Here is a 17,826-nt window from a genome sequence, read left to right as displayed (position 1 = left end):
ACGCAAACCAAGGTACAGCAAGTTTCTGAATAAGTTAACGTTCAAATTGATTTATCATTCAAAGTAACAAGACAGTAGGTGGAAAAGCTTTGATAGCGAGATGGTGCCCACGAAAAGAAGTTTTGGTCTCTCTTCTCATAACTATAGTTGTTCTTTATTTGCCAGCGCACCAAAAATTTATCGTGCATGCCGCATCTGACCAAACGACATTATTGGAGAGGAAAACATCCCTAAAGGCTAATTTGGACTCTATCTTAAAGGATGAAGCTTTGAAGGGTGCTGTAGTGGGAATCAGCATCCGGTCAGCCGAAACGGGAGAGATTTTCTATTCTTCAAATGGTGATATCAGCCTGCATCCGGCATCCAATATGAAAGTACTGACTGCTGCAGCAGCTCTGGAAATGCTTGGTCCAGATTATCAATTTTCAACAGAGGTACGAACAGATGGGAAAATCAAAGGCCATGTCCTCTACGGAAATCTGTTTCTATCAGGCAAAGGAGATCCAACTCTTACTAAGACGGATTTGAATTCGTTTGCTAAAGAGCTGAAAGCAAAAGGAATCAATCAGGTTAAGGGGAACCTTATCAGTGATGACAGCTGGTATGATGATGTCCGTTTGTCACAGGATTTGAATTGGTCGGACGAATCCAACCCTACTGGGGCACAAATCTCTGCGTTGACCCTTTCTCCAGACAGTGACTATGATGCCGGGACAGTTCTTTTGGAAATCACCCCTGCTTCTAAAGCTGGTAAAAGAGCTGATGTCAAAATAATTCCGTCAACGGATTTTGTGGAAATCATTAATAAAACAAGGACTGGCGGGCCAAAGGAGGAAGAAAACCTTTTAATAGAAAGAAAACATGGTACCAATCAGATCAAGATTAGCGGCAGAATACCATTAAATGCCAAAGCACTGAAATCCCGGGTCGCTGTTTGGGAACCGTCAGGATACGCACTAGATGTATTCAAGCACTCCCTGGAGGAAAACGGCATACGTCTCGGCAAGAAAATAAAAATGTTAAACGGAGTAGTGCCAGGGAATGCTGATTTACTTGCTTATAAAAAATCTATGCCTTTGAAAGAACTATTTGTTCCCTTTATGAAATTAAGCAACAATGGGCACGGAGAGGTACTTGCAAAGGAAATGGGGAAGTTTGTCTCCGGCGAAGGCACCTGGGAAAAGGGAATGCAGGTAATTCAAAAGACTGTTGCCACATTCGGCGTTAATGAAACAGCCATTCTGCTTCGAGATGGATCTGGACTGTCACATAAAAATTTGATTCCTGCAAATGAGCTAACCCAGCTGCTTTTTGCAATCCAGGCGAAAAGCTGGTACCCGTCGTTTGAAAATTCCCTGCCCGTTGCCGGGGAGCCCGGCCGCTTAAAAGGTGGAACCTTGAGATCAAGGCTGACTGAAGCTCCGGTCAAGGGGAATGTCAAAGCAAAAACAGGGTCGATAACGGGTGTTTCGACTCTATCCGGATATATTACTACCCAAAATGGAGAAAAATTTATCTTTGCCATCATGATCAACAACTACCTTAGTCCTTCGGTAAAGTCTGTTGAGGATCAAATCGTGAGAGCCTTGTGCACCCTATAGAAAACTTTTATGAAAGAGCCACAAAAAATCGTTTCCCTGTCAATCGACTGTCTTGAATCATAGTTTTCTAATCCACTCAGGGGTGTAATCCCGCCGTCAAAACTATCCTAAATTCAGTTTTTTCCACACAAGCTTGCGAACCTCATTCGGAGGTTCGCTTATTCCTATTTATTAAAAAAATTTAAAATTAACTTTTTTAATGTAAGGAAATCTCTCATTTATTAGGACGCTAACCATAACTATTGATATATTCATAGTGTCTTAATTAAAAGGGGGATTCATAATGGGAAAATGGTATCGAAAACCGTTTGCTTTAGCAGCGAGTTTAGCAATGGCTGGAAGCTTATTCTCTACTTCGGCAGCCGCAGCACCAAAAGCAGCACATCCAATTGAGAAAGGGCGTTTTACGGAGCAGATTGAGGAGGCATCCATTTTTGAGCTGCAGCATGCGATGCAAAAGGGTGATTTGACTTCCGAGCAATTGGTTAAATTCTATCTTGACCGGATTGAGGAATATGATGACAGCATCAATTCAATCATTGCGATTGATGAAGATGCCATAGCCGTCGCGAAGCAGCTCGACAAGGAGCGCAAAGGGGGCAGAGTCCGCGGGGAATTGCATGGCATTCCTGTTATTTTAAAAGACAATTATGATACATATGATATGCCGACTACAGCGGGATCTCTGTCTCTTGAGGGATCGGTGCCAACGGACGATGCCTATCAAACGAAAAAATTAAGAGAACAAGGAGCTATTATTCTAGGAAAAGCCAACCTTCATGAATTTGCCTTTGGCTTCCACACGATCAGTTCACTTGGCGGCCAAACCTACAATCCTTATGATCTGACAAGATATCCGGGCGGATCAAGCGGCGGCACGGCAGCAGCTGTGGCTTCCAACTTTGTTACAGTCGGCCTGGGCACAGATACTGGCGGTTCTATTCGGATTCCTTCTTCCTTTAACAATCTGGTCGGTATTCGTCCAACTATGGGACTGGCCAGCCGTGACGGCATTATTCCACTAGCTCTCACCCAGGATGTTGGCGGACCAATTGCGCGTACCGTTGAGGATGCAGCGGTTGTCCTGGATGCCATTGCCGGCTATGATCCAGCCGATCCCGTTACTGCCGCGAGTAAGGGACACGTACCTAAGACGTATACACATTATCTCAAGAAGAATGGACTTAAAAATGCGCGCATCGGCGTTGTGAGGGACTTGTTTGGGGATGAACCACAGATCAATGCGGCCATGGAAGACGCTATTGAAGATATGAAGGAGATGGGAGCAGAAGTGGTCGAAGTGACCATACCGAACCTTGATAAAATCCTTGCCTATCCAAGCCTCAGTTCCTATGAATTCAAGTTTCAGCTAAATGATTATTTAGCCTCCCTGGGCTCTGATGCACCTGTAAAATCCCTTTCAGATATCATTGAAAGTGGAAAATTTGATTCTAGCCTTAGGAGTGGATTAGTTTCCAGAAATAATGTGCAATCATTGGAAAATCACGCGGAATACCAGGAGATAATCACCAACCGTCCGAAGGTGGCAAAGGATAATGTCAATGCTGCGTTAAATGACAATGAACTGGATGCCTTGCTTTATCCAACATCAAATGCATTACCAGCCATTATTGGGAAAAACCAGGGAGCTGGAAATGCCAATCGATTAAGCCCATTTACTGGTTTCCCTGCACTTTCTGTACCAATTGGTTTCAGTGATAATGGACTACCAATTGGAATGGAACTCCTTGGCAGGGAATTTGCAGAGCCGACTTTAATCAAAATTGCTTATTCTTATCAGGAAGGCACCCATCATAGGAAAGCGCCAGTCCTTGAATAGAGAGAAAAGCCAATCATCCTCGAGGGTGATTGGCTTGAATTTTAATAGTCTATTAGGAAATATTAAATAATATTTTAAAGTTTATACCTATGTACCTAATTGGTCTCCTGTTCTAGTGCTATTTATTTATTTAAAGGGCAAGCAAGCCGAAACTTTGGAAATCGCTTAAACCAAAATTTTATAATGATAGGGAACAAAACACTGCAAAGGAGATTGATTAAATGAAAAAGAAAATGTTGGCGCTATCAATAGCAACAACACTTGTTTCTGGTTCTGCCTTAGCCATTACTCCGGTTCACGCTGCCGGAAATGGACCGGACGTAAAGGGAAATGAAACAGTTCAGACAGCTATGCTCACTACCTATGACGAAATGGCGGATTTCTTAAAAAAAGAGGATGCCAGACAAGACGCCATGCAGCTTGAAGTCATTGGCCAGTCAGTAAAGGGACGAGATCTATATTTAGCGAAATACATAACAAACCCAGAAAATCCTACCATTCTATTTCTGACCCAGCAGCATGGGAATGAAGCGATGACTACAGAAGGTGCGCTGGATTATATTAAATACTTGGGTTCAGACAGCCGGAAGATCCAGGATATGCTTAAAAAGGTGAACATTTTAATCGTCCCGATGCTCAATGCAGATGGCGCAATGGGTGATGTCAACTTTCCTTTGGATGACTACATGGCCAGCGGACGCCACCTTACTCGGTATAATGCTGACAGGATTGACTTAAACAGAGACCATGTTAACAAGGCAGCACCAGAAACTCGAGCCCTGCATGAAATGGTTCTTAGTAAATATAAGGTTGATTATATGATTGACTTTCATCATCAGGGGACTCAAGAGGATTACTACGGTAAGCTGACTACCGGTTCTATCCTTACTCCTCAAAATCCCGATGTTGATCCACAGGTTGCCCTAAATTCAAAGAAGCTTGCAACTATGCTCTATCAGGGAATTGAGCCGACAGGATGGTCCTTTATCCTAAAATATGACGAGCCAAGTCCCAATCCTAATGTAGCCTCAAACGCTATGGCGCTTCAGTATGGAATCTCCGTGATGTTATTTGAAATGAGGGGGATGGCTGATCATTCCTACGAGCCTTATGTTCTTGGCCAAAAATCAAATGGCTATATCATTAAACAGGCATTCCTGGCCATGGACTCCACAGCAAAAGCAATTGCAGACGGCACAATAAAAACAGCGGATCCTGCAGTTTACGATAAACTGCCTGAGCAGCATTACTCGTACGAATAAATCGTCCTGCATCTTTTCGGCGGGAAGACAGTTACACCGATCAGGCAGTGCTTTCCCCAGGGAATTGCACTGCCTGATGTAGATGAATTCCTTTTATGGATAATATAGTCCTTCTGAATTATATTACCGTTACGTTTTTATAAACTATTAAAGGATAAGAGAATAAGCACCTAGTCATTTTTTCCTAAGGGATGGGGACCTTGCAATGATTTTAAATAGCCAATAGCACTGTTTTTTGGTCCAGCCAGTTATCATGCACCTAAGGAGACAGGCAGACTGGCATCCGGTCATGGAAAGGCTCGGTGATAGTATTGTGTTCAATGGTAATGATGGAACAGGTGGTTAGTGGAGCCCATCATGCTCCCAGTCCTGAAGCGATTAGTTGAGATAACCGTAAGAATCGCCTGGCAAGGGGCTATGTTAAACTTGGGCTCAATCTATAAGCCTAAATCTTCCGCACAATGCATCCACCTCCCATCTATTTAACCTGTAATCACTATTACCCCGGTAAATTAGTTGCAACCTTAAGTCAAATTTGTATGGTAAAATAAGACTAGGCCAAAACAATTAGATGCAGGGGTAATACTATGTTTACTGAGGAAGAATATCTGCTGTTCATTAATGAAATAGGCAGATTAATTGAAGAGTATAAAAGCTGTCCATGCCCGTCAACCAAATTGCTGATCGAGGAGCATATTGCCTTGATGGGGGAGGCAATTTCCTAACGCTTTGCAGCTTATGAATTCATGATCTACTGTTTAATTGATAAATAAACATTGATTCCAACTCGAGGGGGCAATGTGGAATTTAAAAGGGGAAGGTACCTTAGGTTCCTTCCCCTTTTAAATTTAGTTAACCCACTGAACAATATCCTCTAATTGTTTTCTTGTTTTTGGACGCGGCTCTCTTGCCCGATAACCAAACGCTGCCATGACGGAAATGGCTAAATGGCCATCCTCCAAAAGTCCTTCCTCACTCAGGATTTTTTGTACCTTATCAAAATCAAAGCCTTCGATCGGACAAGAGTCAATGCCAATCAGCGCTGCTGCGGTCATCATGTTCGCCAAGGCTATGTATGTTTGTTTGCCTGCCCAATCAAGCATGGTCCGCTCGTTTTCCAGAAGGTTGAGGTCATGTTCCTGAAAGCTCTTGTAGCGGACAAGCATTTGTTCAAAAATATCTTCAGGAATCTGCTTGACATTCAGCATTTGATCGCGCACATATTCTGAATCGTACTTCGTATCCTTTATGGTCCTGGCGAGAATCAGCATAAAGTGGCTGGCGGTCGGCAGTTGTCCTTGAGCCCCCCAAGAGACTTCCCTTAATTTCCTCCGTAAGCTTTCATTTTGGACAATGACAAATTTCCAGGGCTCGTAGCCAACCGAACTTGGAGACAATCTTCCTGCTTCTAAAATGTACCGGAAATCCTCCTCTGAAATTTTCTTATTTGGGTCAAATTCCTTTGTAGCATGCCTAAATTCAAAGGCGTCTAAAGTTTCCTGCTTTTTTGATTCACTGCTCATTAAAAAATCCTCCTTTTAATCCCTGTACCCATTTTTGGCCTATTTTCAATATGGTATTTTGATAACAAAGGTAGCTTTTCAAAAAATGGGCGTAGTTATGTATTCATCTTAATAAAGCTGGTTTATCCATCTGGCCCAAGAGGTACAATTTTAAAACATCAATAATAAGATGATAGTTAAAAGATTACCATAAATTGAGAGGAGTTTTCAGCATGCGATCTATTAAGTCTGGTGAAAAAGGTTTTTTTATAGAAGAGGGCGGCCGGCAGCTTGCAGAGATAACATATACACCAGTGGACGAAAACACTCTTAGTATTGACCATACCTATGTAAGCGAGGAACTTCGAGGGCAGGGAATCGCTAAGCAGCTGGTTGAAAAGGTGATTGATAAAGCCAGGGGAGAAAATAAAAAAATTATTCCTATTTGTTCCTATGCTCAGACCCTGCTTAAAGACAATAAAAATTATGAGGATGTATTAAAACCTGGATCTCTATAAAAAACAACGAATAAACTTGGTGAACCCTCGCCTAACATCTAAAGCAAATAAAATTGCCAACGTGGAATAAGTCCATATCCAAAGTAGCCATTCTATAAAAAATGCGTGGGGCAGATTAACGTTTGGAAATAAGGGTACTGTTACATATACCCATTAAAGGAGGTGGCATTACATGGCACGCGACGTACTTTGCAATGTAGAAAATTGTAAATATTGGGATGAAGGAAACAAATGTATTGCCGATACCATTTATGTGATTGGGACTGAAGGTGAAAAAGCTTCTGATGTGGATGAAACTGGCTGTAAAACCTTTGAATTGAGAGGGTAGCCGGATATTTTTACTGGACGGTCCACGGACCGTCCAGTTTTATTTTTTCGTACCGCATGGTCTTTTATAATACTCGCTGCTTAGAAATCTGAACAGTTTTTAAGAGGAGGCCTCGTGAAGGAGAAACTGATCCTCCAAATTCAGTTTTCCTTCAGACCAAAAGCACTTCCCAATTAAATAAGAGTTTTTAATCTCAATACTACCTGTACCTGCATGGTACATTGAGGCACGATCCCTCATGCTAAAAGTAAAATTCATTACCCCCAGCGTATTGATCCAGCCAATAATCTGGCCAAAATGCTCCTCTCCTCTGTAAAAGGAGCCTTGAACAATATGGCCATACTGTTTAAAAGAGTAATTGACAGACCCTTTTTCACCGAACGCAGAGGAGCTGACAAACTTTCTATTCTGGAAATCAATCACCATCCACCCCTTCTTAACCACTAGTGGGATTTAAATCGACATCTTGGTTTATGAATCTTCCCGTCATTGGTGAAAAAAATCCTCCGCGGATTCCATTGCAGTTACCTGGATTTGTTGGCCTGATGCTTTTAGACAAGCATAGGCGGAAAGATAAACGTAGGTGCAACAAATAATTAATCCAGCCAAGGTCAATCTCCTCACTTTCGTCTAGAGTTGACTTCAGTGTAAAATATGAAACGCGTTCCATAGCAAGAAGTAATAATAAGAAAATAAAAAACTTCCTTATAGGGTACCAGTCGCGTTAAAACGGTGAAAAAACAGCAAGGTTTCCAGTCAAGCAAAAAATGGACAGTTGAAGCTCTATATATACAGTCTCAGCATTAATCGGTCTTTTGGCCATTTGACTCGCCTTCTCTAGACCAAACCAGGACCTTTTTAAAGTCACCTTCTCTTTGTCCTGCAGGTACAATCCTTTCCCATGCCAGGGACACTAAATGTTTTATTGGGCCGCACCCGGGTATCGTAATAATAAGCAAAGCCGGAAGGAGGAGATACTAATGCCCAAAATGAACATACTGTCTGTCCCGCTCTCAGTGGGTCTTCTTCTTTTAGCCGGGTGCAGTGATGGAGAAGCCACAAAGGATGCGGAGAAAACAGTAAAAACAGCAGAGGAGAAAACCGGGGAAGCCGCAAATAAGGCGGGTGAATTAGCCGGCAACGCTGAGGATAAAGCCAATGAAGCGGCTCAGATGATTAAAGAGAAAACTCCTGTGCTGGTAGAGAATATGAAGAATACCTATCAAGAGGGAGAGCAAAAGCTGAAGGAAAATACTTTGCAAAAAGGGGATAAAGCAACAATTACAAAGGATGCTTATCTTGCTTATACTCCCGAAGCCTATGAAGAACTGTACCAGTTAATTGAAATCAATGACCTGAAGGGGATTCAAAATATCGAACAAAATGATCAGGTCACTGAAATTTCAAAAAGCAATGAAGTTGAGGTTCTTGAAAGAGAGATTCGACGTACAAAGGTAAAAGTTATTAATACTGGTAAAGAAGGGTATTTGCCGACCAACATGCTTTCGCCAATTAAATAGTAATTTAAAATCCGGGTATTGGCCCGGATTTTTCATTGAGACGGATAAAGGAATTTTTAGTCATTGAAACGGTTAGTTGTTAGCTTTATCCCGCTGTTGAAATAAAGAATAACCACAATATAGTAAAAAAACAAAAGCCAAGGAAAGACAAAACAAAATAAACCAGATTGTATTTATGAAATGAGCATAAAGCCAATTCATCATTCTTAACACCTCAAAGGATATTTTCCCCAATTCACATCGATATAATGAAGAACTTTCTCAAAAATCACCCTTTAAAACAAAAATTTTAATTTCACTTGAAATGGAATTAATTTCTATTGTATAGGACAAGTTAGGTTCTGGAAAAAATGGATGGTAAGGAGGCGATGGAGGTATGGAGACATTTGAAGTGTTATCTCTAATGATTGGCTTTGGGATGTTGGTGATCGCCGTTTTGGATTTTAAGAATAAAGACAGAGATTCATAATTTACCTGGAAAAGCATATTCGAACAGCTCAGTTAGAGCTGTTCTTTTTTTGTTTTGCTAAGAAGGATTGCGAGGAACACGAGAAATTAAGAAATAAGCTGGAAAGCAGGAGGGATTTGGATCTTCCTCCATTTATAACTTCTTTAAAATAAATGAGCCAACCGAGATCCTAATTGGTTAAAATTTTTTAAAGCTGCATTAATATAATTTGATTCCCTTCCATACCAAATTAGTGATATGTTCTTATTAGAAGAATAATAGGGAGACCATCAATGAAAGGAAAACAAAAAAAGAAACAGGTTCAGAGAAACTTTAATATAGCTATACTATTGCTTGGCCTATGTTTCGCAGGAGCTATTGGGAATAAGTTCATCAGACTCCAACATCAGGGGATCACTGAACCTGCACATAAAATGAATCCATCAGACGAAATTCAGCAGTACACCCCGCTGCTATACAGTGAACTCGAAAAAGTTGATCTTGAGGATTACACGGCCGTTCTGGTTGCAATCATGCAGCAGGAAAGCAACGGGAAGGGAGGAGACCCCATGCAGGCTTCCGAATCTGCTGGTCTCGCACCTAATTCCATCAGTGATCCTGAACAAAGCATTAAACAAGGAGTTAAGCACTTTAAGCGGACCCTCGCCTATGGAAATCAAAAACAGGTAGACTTCCCAACCATTATCCAAGCATACAATATGGGGGCCGGCTATATTGACTATGTGGCAAAGCATGGGGGAAAACACAGCGAAACGATAGCGAAGAATTTTTCAATGATCCAAGTTAAAAAAAATCCATCTGTTTACAACTGCAATGGTGACAAAAATAATTTTCGCTATCCATATTGCTATGGGGATTTCTCTTATACTACTAAAGTAACGAAGAATATGGAAACCCTGACTGTGACCTTGCCAGGTGTGAACGGGGAAGAAACTGCAGAAAGTTCGCTATAGGATTAGGAGAAAGCCGATTCTTGATGAATCGGCTTCTCCTGTGTTCAGGTGCATAATTAGAGGGGTGATAAAGAAAGTGAACATGCCAGAAGGGTATATCAGTTGAGGAAAAGTTCGAGAATACCTAATATAAAAATGCCAAACAAGACAATGCCGATGAAAAGAAAAGTATCTTTAAGCTCCCTGGTTTTGTCTGATTTTCCATATTTGAGACGTTCCTGGTAGATTTTCTGGATATGTCTTTGTTTGAAATCGAATGGTCCTTTTTGCTTCATCATTATTTTTCCTCCCCCCTTTACCGTATCTAAACGTTTAGACGGTCCCATTCAAGAATGAGTTTCTGAATTTTCTAAATTTATATTGATATTTGAAGAGGGGGAAAATCAAAACAAGAAAGGAGTTACAAAAAAAAGCCAACCCGGTTTGCCGGATTGGTCTGCTTTACCTTTACATTATAAACGGAATACTTGAATAAAGCTAAAATAATTGGTTTAGGTTGTTTTTTGTGGGGGGAGAGACTTAATATTGCCGCTGCCTTCACAATAGTAACAAGCTTCTTTTACATTTGGGAATTGAACCAAAGTATAGCCCGAGCCACCGCAGTACGTACATTCCCTTGATCCTGGCATGTACAATTCCTCCTTTACCCCATTATAAGTTTTTCAACATTCTTCAGGTCCTTTTTATGGATCAGTTCAATCGGACCAACAGAACTTAATCTTTTTATTTCACAATATCCTGTCTCGTAAACCTCTATTACTTCATATTTTTGATTATTGTAAAGAAAGACATCATGAACCTTTATCAAAATGATCACCTATTACCCTTTAATTCCATCACAAGGAACATGCTGAGCCCTGTTTGAATTAATAACATCAGAATGTATTTTGCACATCCACTAACATTTCCTAATTATCCTTATTCTATACATGTTCCGCGACAATGGGTTTAATTTACCTAGGATTTGTCAAAAAGTTATAACAGGCTCACGAAATCTGTTGCAAAAGAAGATCGGGGATGGGACAGTCATGAATAATGAATTAGCGACAGCAATAAAAAATAAAGAAGTGATCCTGTTTGTAGGGTCGGGAGTTCCAAAGAATCTAGGGCTGCCTACTTATGCAGAGTTAATTGATCAAATGGCGGAGCATCTGGGATTTAACCCGGAAACTTTTAATGCTTGGGGAAATGGGGATTTTCTGGTTTTAGCTGAGTACTACTTCTTGCAAAAAGGAAATCTGGGCGGTCTAAGAAGCTGGATGGACAGAACCTGGCATGACTCCAAAATCGATATTTCTAAATCAAAAATATACAAGCTTATCGTAGAAATGGATTTCCCCATTATCTACACCACTAATTTTGACCGCTGGCTGGAGCGTGCCTATGACTACTATGAAAAAGAGTATGTGAAAATTACAAATGTTGCAGACATCGCAAGAACAAGAAACGATAAGACCCAAATTATCAAATTCCATGGAGACTTTGATGACGACTCGTCACTCATGCTCACAGAATCGAATTACTTTAACCGGCTGGATTTTGAAACATCTCTGGATATTAAGCTCCGCTCGGACTCATTGGAGAAGTCAATATTGTTTATAGGATACAGTTTGTCGGATATTAATATTCGCTATATGCTGTATAAGCTGCATATGCAATGGAAAGAGTCCAGCTATGAACACATAAGGCCCAGGTCCTACATCTTCCTGGTCGATCCAAACCCCATAAAGGAGCGGATTTTAAGAGAGCGGGGAATCATTCCCATTGTAGCGGAAGGTGAGGAACCCGGAGTCTCCCTGGCCCACTTTTTAAAACAATTAAAAGATCAGATGTAAAAAAACATTGAGTGTTGTGCTCAATGTTTTTTACTATGGCGGATTAGGCCGAGATTCTTATTTGTCAATGATCATGGCAATGTACGAGGCAGCTTAATCTTTGGTAAGCAGGACCATATACATACCTAAAACAATAAAATCAATAGGAAATTGGAGATAAATAAAGTTGTTGCCGCTTACATGGAGGTAATTTGAGTTCTCACGGCATTTCACAAAGCGGACACGACCCTATATAATCTTCATGTTAACTACGGCCCCGACTTTCATGAGAGTTGAAAGTCACCATAAATATTACAAAAAATCGAAAGAGGTGTCGTTTTGAATTTAAACACAATTAAATATCAATGGTTTGGCAATATCAAGGGCGATATTCTTGCTGGAATCGTAGTTGCACTTGCACTCATTCCAGAAGCGATTGCTTTCTCGCTGATTGCCGGAGTCGATCCGATGATTGGGCTTTATGCTTCTTTTTGTATTGCTGTGACAATAGCCTTCGTGGGCGGTCGTCCAGGAATGATTTCTGCTGCAACAGGAGCAACCGCCTTGCTTATGGTTACATTAGTCTCGGACTATGGACTGCAGTATCTTTTGGCTGCTACCATCCTGACTGGTATCCTCCAGATTATCATGGGGTTTTTAAAAGTTGGACGTTTGATGAAGTTTGTCCCTCGGTCCGTAATGATCGGCTTTGTTAATGCTCTCGCCATATTGATCTTCACCGCCCAATTAACCCATTTTACAGGTGAAAGCTGGCCAATGTATGCCATGGTAGCAGGAGCACTTGCTATTATATACATTTTACCTCGGTTTACAAAGGCTGTTCCTTCCCCTCTAATTGCCATTATTGTTATGACCGTTATCGCCGTCATGACTAATAGTAATGTCAGGACGGTAGGGGATATGGGGAATCTGTCACAGCAGTTGCCGGTATTTTTATTGCCGGATATTCCATTTAATCTGGAAACACTGCAGATTATTTTCCCATACTCCCTTTCCATTGCAATCGTTGGCCTGGTCGAGTCATTCCTGACTGCACAAATCGTCGATGATATGACAGATACAACCAGCAATAAGAACACAGAAGCAAGAGGACAGGGAATTGCCAATATTGTTTCTGGATTTTTTGGAGGAATGGCTGGCTGTGCCATGATCGGCCAATCTGTCATCAATGTGAAGTCAGGAGGCAGGGGAAGACTTTCCGCATTTACAGCTGGCGTGGTTTTAATGCTTATGATCATAGTCTTCAATGAATACCTGGTCCAAATTCCGATGGCGGCATTAGTTGGTGTTATGTTTATGGTTTCAATTGGGACATTTGACTGGGCTTGTCTTACAAGCTTTAATAAAGTTCCAGTAACAGATACTGTTGTCATGCTAGCAACAGTTATAACGGTTCTTATGACTCATAACTTGGCAATTGGAGTATTGGTCGGTATATTGCTAAGTGCTATATTCTTTGCCGCAAAAATATCAAAAGTGGAAATTACAAGCCTTTCTGCAAAAGGCAAAAATAAGAAAATCTACCGTGTTTCCGGCCAATTATTCTTTGCTTCCGTTACAGATTTTGTTGACAGCTTCGAATATAAAGAAGATGTTAAGGAAATCGATCTTGATTTAAGTAATGCCCATTTGTGGGATGACTCTGCTGTGGGTGCGATTGACAAGGTCATCATTAAATTCTACCAAAATGGGATCAAAGTGAATTTAATCGGTCTAAATATGGAGAGTAATAGATTGGTCGAAAAAATTGCGGTTCACAATAAACCGGGCGGGCTAGATAAAGCTGTAGGCCATTAATGAAAAACCCATGCTGGTATTATTCCAGCATGGGTTTTCTGTTTATTTTTTAGTTAAAATGCATTTTGCTTGCACAAACATCAAAATTGTAACGATATCAACTTGATGCTGGCTGCTTATGAAATGCACAAAATGCACAGCATCCCCGAGAGCATGAATTTTTAGAACCGATAACGTTTTATTCCTGATTGGAACTCGTTTATTCCTGATTAATAAGATGATATTCCTGATTGTTCATCAATTATTCCTAATAGATGTAAGATATTTACTTATCTTCGCTGAATCCAGTACTCATTAACACCTTATGACGTAAGAGATCTACTACGGCGGGCTGGTTATTATCTATTACACCACACAATGGTTAAGATTTATGTATGTTTTTTTCAGCAATGAACCAGGGTAGCATGTACAAAAAGAGCCCTATTGTGCTGAGAACCCAAACCATAATTTTAGTTCCAAAATTTGACAGTAAATTTCCTGCCTTTCCAGTTTCGAGGTAGAGGCCGGAAGTGGGAAGTGCGACAATAATGCCTGTTGTCAACAGTAACTCAAGAAGGATAAATGAAATCAGGCAAAAAGCATAAAGCATTTTTGTTAGCCCGAAAAGGAAAATCGTGCTGGTTATCATAAATAAGGACAGAGTGATAAAAAATAAATAGGCCCAGCCCAAAGCTTGCAATTTTACCAAGGCAATAAAATAATGGATCAGTAATGCACATCCAATTTGTCCAATTAATAATGAATAAGGCAAAAGAATGAGTTTTTCATTTATTTTTAATTTTTCTTCGAGAGCAATACCCAGGATGGCAATGATAATAAAACTTATTCCAAGAATCCAATACAAGCCGGAAGAAATTTCAACCCAGGAATGGTATGGTTCTTGAAGTGGCATTTCAATTTCATCCTCTGCCATTCTCATATCCAGGTGATGAATCATCACAAACCAGCCAAACCATAAACCTGCGAATAAAGATCCCACCAACATTAAGCCATGCTTGAAATTTTCAATCCTTGTGTTTTGTCGTTTTTTATTCTTTTTATTCTTTTTTACCAGATATACTCACTCCTTTTTAATTGATAACACTATATAACATTGATAGAAAAGAATCGGAAAATCAACTGATTTTATAGTTAATGTTATTAATAATATAAAAACCTATGTTTAGGAAAAAGCTGTCTTCTAAATTTATAAAATAAGATCGCTGTAATGCTAATCTTGACCATTAGCCTAATCGGATGTATCATAAAATGAAACCATAAGGTGTTATATTTTATTGGATGGAGGAAATGATTTGGAACACAATCAACAAAACAAGCTTGAGGATATAAAGAAGACGGTCCTGTTCCAGGCGCCGATTCAAAGGGTGTGGGAAGCTGTTTCGTCTTCTGATGGGATTGCTGCCTGGTTCATGCCAAATGACTTTGAACCTAAAGTCGGGCATGAATTCCATTTGCAGTCACCATTTGGACCTTCACCTTGCAAGGTAACAGAAATTGATCCGCCAAACAGGCTATCCTTCACCTGGGATACTGACGGCTGGTTCGTCACCTTTATTTTGAAAGAACAGGGTGATAAAACTGAGTTCACTCTTATTCACGGAGGCTGGAAACAATCGGATGCAGTTGTACCAAAAGCCAGGGAAGATGCTTCTGTGATACGTGACCGGATGTCCCATGGCTGGACAGGAATCATTGAAAAACTAGGGAATATCGTGAAGCAGTAATGCCTGGCTCCGCACAAAAGCACGACGTATTTCAGGCTATTGCTGATCCAACTAGAAGGGACGTTCTTAAACTGCTCGCAAACGAAGAAATGCCCATCTCAAAGATCACCTCTTATTTTTCAATGAGCCGAACAGCCGTTGTTAAGCATTTACACGTTCTTTCGGAAGCCAAGCTGGTCATCGGACAAAAGGTAGGCAGGGAAAAAGTCTACCGATTGCAGCCTGAACCCCTGACGGAGATCAAACAATGGTTATCCTTTTATGAACAATTTTGGGATAACAAACTCTCGATGCTAAAGCATTTGGTTGAAGAGGACAATGAAGATCAAAGACAGGATCGTTAAAGGAATATCTGAAAAATAAACCTGCAGAAAAAGACTCGTCCCATTGGCGAGTCTTTTTCTTGAACATATGAAGTATTCCATTTGAACAAGCGGTTTCAAGTTAAAGGAGGGTTAAACTCATGGCCCTGGCTCTCATACGCGGGTTCTTCCAAAGGCAATTTGTCGTCCTTTTGCAACCATAATCACCACTACTGGGTTTACATTGGTTCCTCCTTGAGCATAAATACTCTCAAGTGAAAGTGACCTCGCTTAATTTGTTTCCACTGACATACCTTCTAACCATTATTTCATTGTGTGCTAACGATTACTTTCATTGAAAAATATCAAATAACACGTGAATTATTATGCGAATGGTCTTTTTATACATGAGTGCCCATCGTATGTAAAGAAAAGCATCTGGTTACAATTATTTATATATCTTTAGCAATGGATTTATAGCAGTATTGAAATATGGTTTGAATTAATGGGAAAAGACGGACAGGGAAAATCCTCTCCGTCTTTTTGTCCTTAATGAAAAAGAATCAATGAACCGAGAAAATGGCATTCCAGTTAAATGCAATCGAAAATACAACTGCACTTGCTACCAGGACAAAAGAAAATAAAGCATACTTCTTACCTAACCAGCAAAGCAATATGATTGCCAATCCAACCGGCGCACCAAGCAGGGCGAACCAAGGGAATTTGCCATTTGTTAAATGAAGAAGGTATGCATAGTCTGCAGTTAACCATAAGGCAAAAAGGACTTGATTTAAAAACCTAAGTTCTGATTTGGTATTATTACTCATTATTTTTCACATCCTTCGTTTTGCTCAAATATTTAAATTAAGATATTTCGGTTTACAAAATATTTTACAAGGGTATAATGGTTAACTGTCAAAAGGTAATTGTTATATTTATATAATACTATATTCATATTGGAAACTGTAGTGAAAAGATAAAAAGGGACATTTCACTGCTGATTAATTGATATCCTTTTTCTTTCTTCAACGGTGATTGCCGAAATTCATTATAGAATTATAACGACTTCATGGATTTGAATCTACATAGCCAACCAAACAATGGTACTTGAAATCTGTTGCACTGTATTTTTTGGAGGGTACTTTTACCGAAAATTTATATATCATTTGTTTTGGTGTCAGGGTTGACATCACTAATCGTAATGTTTTTATTTTCTCTTCTTCCCAAAAAATATAGGAATGGGTTTTTGCAACTTAGACTGTTTTTAGTTCTATATCTGATTCCCAGTCTTATGGGTCGCTTGGTTATCAACTTGCTGCAGTTTGGTCGTCCAGCTTTTCAATATGGTTCGTATTTCCTAATGCAATAAAAAGTTACGAAGTGGGGGATGTATAGGTGTCTGAAAAAGAAAAGGTACAAAACGAGAAAAAATATTCACGGCGGACTTTTATGAAAAATTCGGGACTGACGGTTGGGGGGCTTGTCCTTGGTGGAGCTGTAGGAAGCTTGTTTGGCAAAAGCGAATCACAGCCAGCAGTAGGACATATACAAAAACCGGCAGCTGAAAATCATAATCAGGCTTTAATGTATTTCACACCTGATCAGTTTAGTGTTGTGGATGCAGCATGTGAAGCTATTTTCCCCAAAACGGAGACAGGTCCGGGAGCAAAAGAACTGCTTGTTGCTTATTATGTCGATCACCAGCTTGCAGGGAGTTTTGGTTTAAATACAAAGGAGTATATGTCCGGTCCGTTTCACTTAAATGAAGCTGTGCCAGAACAAGGGTATCAGACTCACCTAAATAGGCAGCAAGTTTTTGACCTTGGGATCCAGGCATTGAATGATGAAGCAAATAAGAGATTTAAAGCCAAATTCCCAGATATAAAAGAAGAAGAGCAGATTGAGATTTTAACAGACTTTGAAGCAGATAAAGTGAAAATCAAAGGAGCTGTGTCTTCTCAGTTCTTCTTTGCGCTCCTTCGGAAGGTTACCTTGGAAGGGGTATATGCGGACCCTATGTACGGGGGGAACAAAGATATGGCTGGTTGGAAAATGAAAAACTTCCCTGGTCACCAGGGTGCCTATGCAACCATCATTGATAAGGACAAATTCGCAAAAATTGAACCAAAGAGCTTGCATTCTCAACATAATCACTAATAGCAAAGGGTGAACCAT

The 17,826-nt window shown here is 40.2% G+C and carries 20 protein-coding genes; 14 read left to right on the top strand and 6 right to left on the bottom strand.

Annotation, left to right across the window (positions count from 1 at the left end):
- The first annotated feature begins 89 nt into the window (after positions 1-89).
- From dacB to EV146_RS26750, 4 genes are all read left to right on the top strand, one after another.
- Complete coding sequence (dacB, locus tag EV146_RS02660; RefSeq protein WP_132001599.1) at positions 90-1,601, top strand: D-alanyl-D-alanine carboxypeptidase/D-alanyl-D-alanine endopeptidase; 1,512 nt, start codon at positions 90-92, stop codon at positions 1,599-1,601.
- Between the two features lie 283 nt (positions 1,602-1,884).
- The gene (locus EV146_RS02655; RefSeq protein ID WP_132001597.1) at positions 1,885-3,441 is read left to right on the top strand and encodes an amidase; all 1,557 of its coding nucleotides are present in this window, start codon (positions 1,885-1,887) and stop codon (positions 3,439-3,441) included.
- A 221-nt stretch (positions 3,442-3,662) separates the two neighbouring features.
- On the top strand, positions 3,663-4,703 hold the full coding sequence (locus EV146_RS02650) for a M14 family zinc carboxypeptidase (RefSeq protein ID WP_132001595.1): 1,041 nt from the start codon (positions 3,663-3,665) through the stop codon (positions 4,701-4,703).
- Positions 4,704-5,290: 587 nt separating this feature from the next.
- Entirely contained in the window at positions 5,291-5,428 is a 138-nt protein-coding gene (locus EV146_RS26750; protein WP_158286977.1) for a hypothetical protein, read from the top strand.
- Between the two features lie 123 nt (positions 5,429-5,551).
- Here EV146_RS26750 and EV146_RS02645 read toward each other — a convergent pair whose 3' ends face one another.
- Positions 5,552-6,226, bottom strand: a complete 675-nt coding sequence (locus tag EV146_RS02645; protein WP_132001593.1) for an NAD(P)H-dependent oxidoreductase — start codon at positions 6,224-6,226, stop codon at positions 5,552-5,554.
- Positions 6,227-6,438: 212 nt separating this feature from the next.
- On the opposite strand from EV146_RS02645, the gene EV146_RS02640 reads away from it, so the two are divergent.
- Both EV146_RS02640 and EV146_RS02635 read left to right on the top strand, forming a co-directional pair.
- The gene (locus EV146_RS02640; protein ID WP_132001591.1) at positions 6,439-6,723 is read left to right on the top strand and encodes a GNAT family N-acetyltransferase; all 285 of its coding nucleotides are present in this window, start codon (positions 6,439-6,441) and stop codon (positions 6,721-6,723) included.
- 172 nt (positions 6,724-6,895) lie between these two features.
- Positions 6,896-7,051, top strand: a complete 156-nt coding sequence (locus tag EV146_RS02635) for a DUF1540 domain-containing protein (RefSeq protein ID WP_121613064.1) — start codon at positions 6,896-6,898, stop codon at positions 7,049-7,051.
- 99 nt (positions 7,052-7,150) lie between these two features.
- Here the strand turns inward: EV146_RS02635 and EV146_RS02630 are convergent, their stop codons facing one another.
- Entirely contained in the window at positions 7,151-7,495 is a 345-nt protein-coding gene (locus EV146_RS02630) for a hypothetical protein (protein WP_158286976.1), read from the bottom strand.
- Between the two features lie 536 nt (positions 7,496-8,031).
- Here EV146_RS02630 and EV146_RS02625 point away from each other — a divergent pair.
- The 3 genes from EV146_RS02625 to EV146_RS02620 all read left to right on the top strand — a co-directional run bounded on the left by EV146_RS02625 (position 8,032) and on the right by EV146_RS02620 (position 9,993).
- On the top strand, positions 8,032-8,571 hold the full coding sequence (locus EV146_RS02625; RefSeq protein ID WP_132001587.1) for a hypothetical protein: 540 nt from the start codon (positions 8,032-8,034) through the stop codon (positions 8,569-8,571).
- A gap of 376 nt (positions 8,572-8,947) precedes the next feature.
- Positions 8,948-9,040, top strand: coding sequence for a putative holin-like toxin (locus tag EV146_RS27750; protein ID WP_219916221.1), 93 nt, complete (start codon positions 8,948-8,950; stop codon positions 9,038-9,040).
- A gap of 272 nt (positions 9,041-9,312) precedes the next feature.
- On the top strand, positions 9,313-9,993 hold the full coding sequence (locus EV146_RS02620) for a lysozyme family protein (protein ID WP_132001585.1): 681 nt from the start codon (positions 9,313-9,315) through the stop codon (positions 9,991-9,993).
- A 98-nt stretch (positions 9,994-10,091) separates the two neighbouring features.
- On the opposite strand, the gene EV146_RS02615 is transcribed toward EV146_RS02620, so the two are convergent.
- A complete protein-coding gene (locus tag EV146_RS02615; protein ID WP_132001583.1) occupies positions 10,092-10,271 on the bottom strand; it encodes a hypothetical protein in 180 nt (59 codons plus the stop codon).
- A gap of 365 nt (positions 10,272-10,636) precedes the next feature.
- On the bottom strand, positions 10,637-10,801 hold the full coding sequence (locus EV146_RS26745) for a hypothetical protein (protein WP_158286975.1): 165 nt from the start codon (positions 10,799-10,801) through the stop codon (positions 10,637-10,639).
- 220 nt (positions 10,802-11,021) lie between these two features.
- Between EV146_RS26745 and EV146_RS02610 the strand changes: the two genes are divergently transcribed.
- Both EV146_RS02610 and EV146_RS02605 read left to right on the top strand, forming a co-directional pair.
- On the top strand, positions 11,022-11,828 hold the full coding sequence (locus EV146_RS02610; protein WP_132001581.1) for an SIR2 family protein: 807 nt from the start codon (positions 11,022-11,024) through the stop codon (positions 11,826-11,828).
- 318 nt (positions 11,829-12,146) lie between these two features.
- Positions 12,147-13,625, top strand: coding sequence for a SulP family inorganic anion transporter (locus tag EV146_RS02605; RefSeq protein ID WP_132001579.1), 1,479 nt, complete (start codon positions 12,147-12,149; stop codon positions 13,623-13,625).
- 361 nt (positions 13,626-13,986) lie between these two features.
- Here the strand turns inward: EV146_RS02605 and EV146_RS02600 are convergent, their stop codons facing one another.
- Positions 13,987-14,604, bottom strand: a complete 618-nt coding sequence (locus EV146_RS02600) for a hypothetical protein (RefSeq protein ID WP_199232652.1) — start codon at positions 14,602-14,604, stop codon at positions 13,987-13,989.
- A 313-nt stretch (positions 14,605-14,917) separates the two neighbouring features.
- Here EV146_RS02600 and EV146_RS02595 point away from each other — a divergent pair, with 313 nt between their 5' ends.
- Positions 14,918-15,349, top strand: coding sequence for an SRPBCC family protein (locus EV146_RS02595; RefSeq protein WP_132001575.1), 432 nt, complete (start codon positions 14,918-14,920; stop codon positions 15,347-15,349).
- A complete protein-coding gene (locus EV146_RS02590; RefSeq protein ID WP_132001573.1) occupies positions 15,349-15,693 on the top strand; it encodes an ArsR/SmtB family transcription factor in 345 nt (114 codons plus the stop codon). The genes EV146_RS02595 and EV146_RS02590 overlap by 1 nt, the downstream gene beginning before the upstream one ends.
- 521 nt (positions 15,694-16,214) lie before the next feature.
- On the opposite strand, the gene EV146_RS02585 is transcribed toward EV146_RS02590, so the two are convergent.
- Positions 16,215-16,478: a hypothetical protein gene (locus tag EV146_RS02585; protein WP_132001571.1), complete on the bottom strand. Its 264-nt coding sequence runs from the start codon at positions 16,476-16,478 to the stop codon at positions 16,215-16,217.
- A 568-nt stretch (positions 16,479-17,046) separates the two neighbouring features.
- Between EV146_RS02585 and EV146_RS02580 the strand changes: the two genes are divergently transcribed.
- Positions 17,047-17,808 (top strand): gluconate 2-dehydrogenase subunit 3 family protein, encoded by a 762-nt coding sequence (locus EV146_RS02580; RefSeq protein ID WP_241993785.1) that lies wholly within the window; start codon positions 17,047-17,049, stop codon positions 17,806-17,808.
- Positions 17,809-17,826: the final 18 nt, after the last annotated feature.

This window comes from Mesobacillus foraminis (assembly GCF_004340465.1).
GTDB classification, from domain to species: Bacteria; Bacillota; Bacilli; order Bacillales; family Cytobacillaceae; genus Mesobacillus_B; species Mesobacillus_B foraminis.
This window is presented reverse-complemented; position numbering and strand designations above follow the sequence as displayed.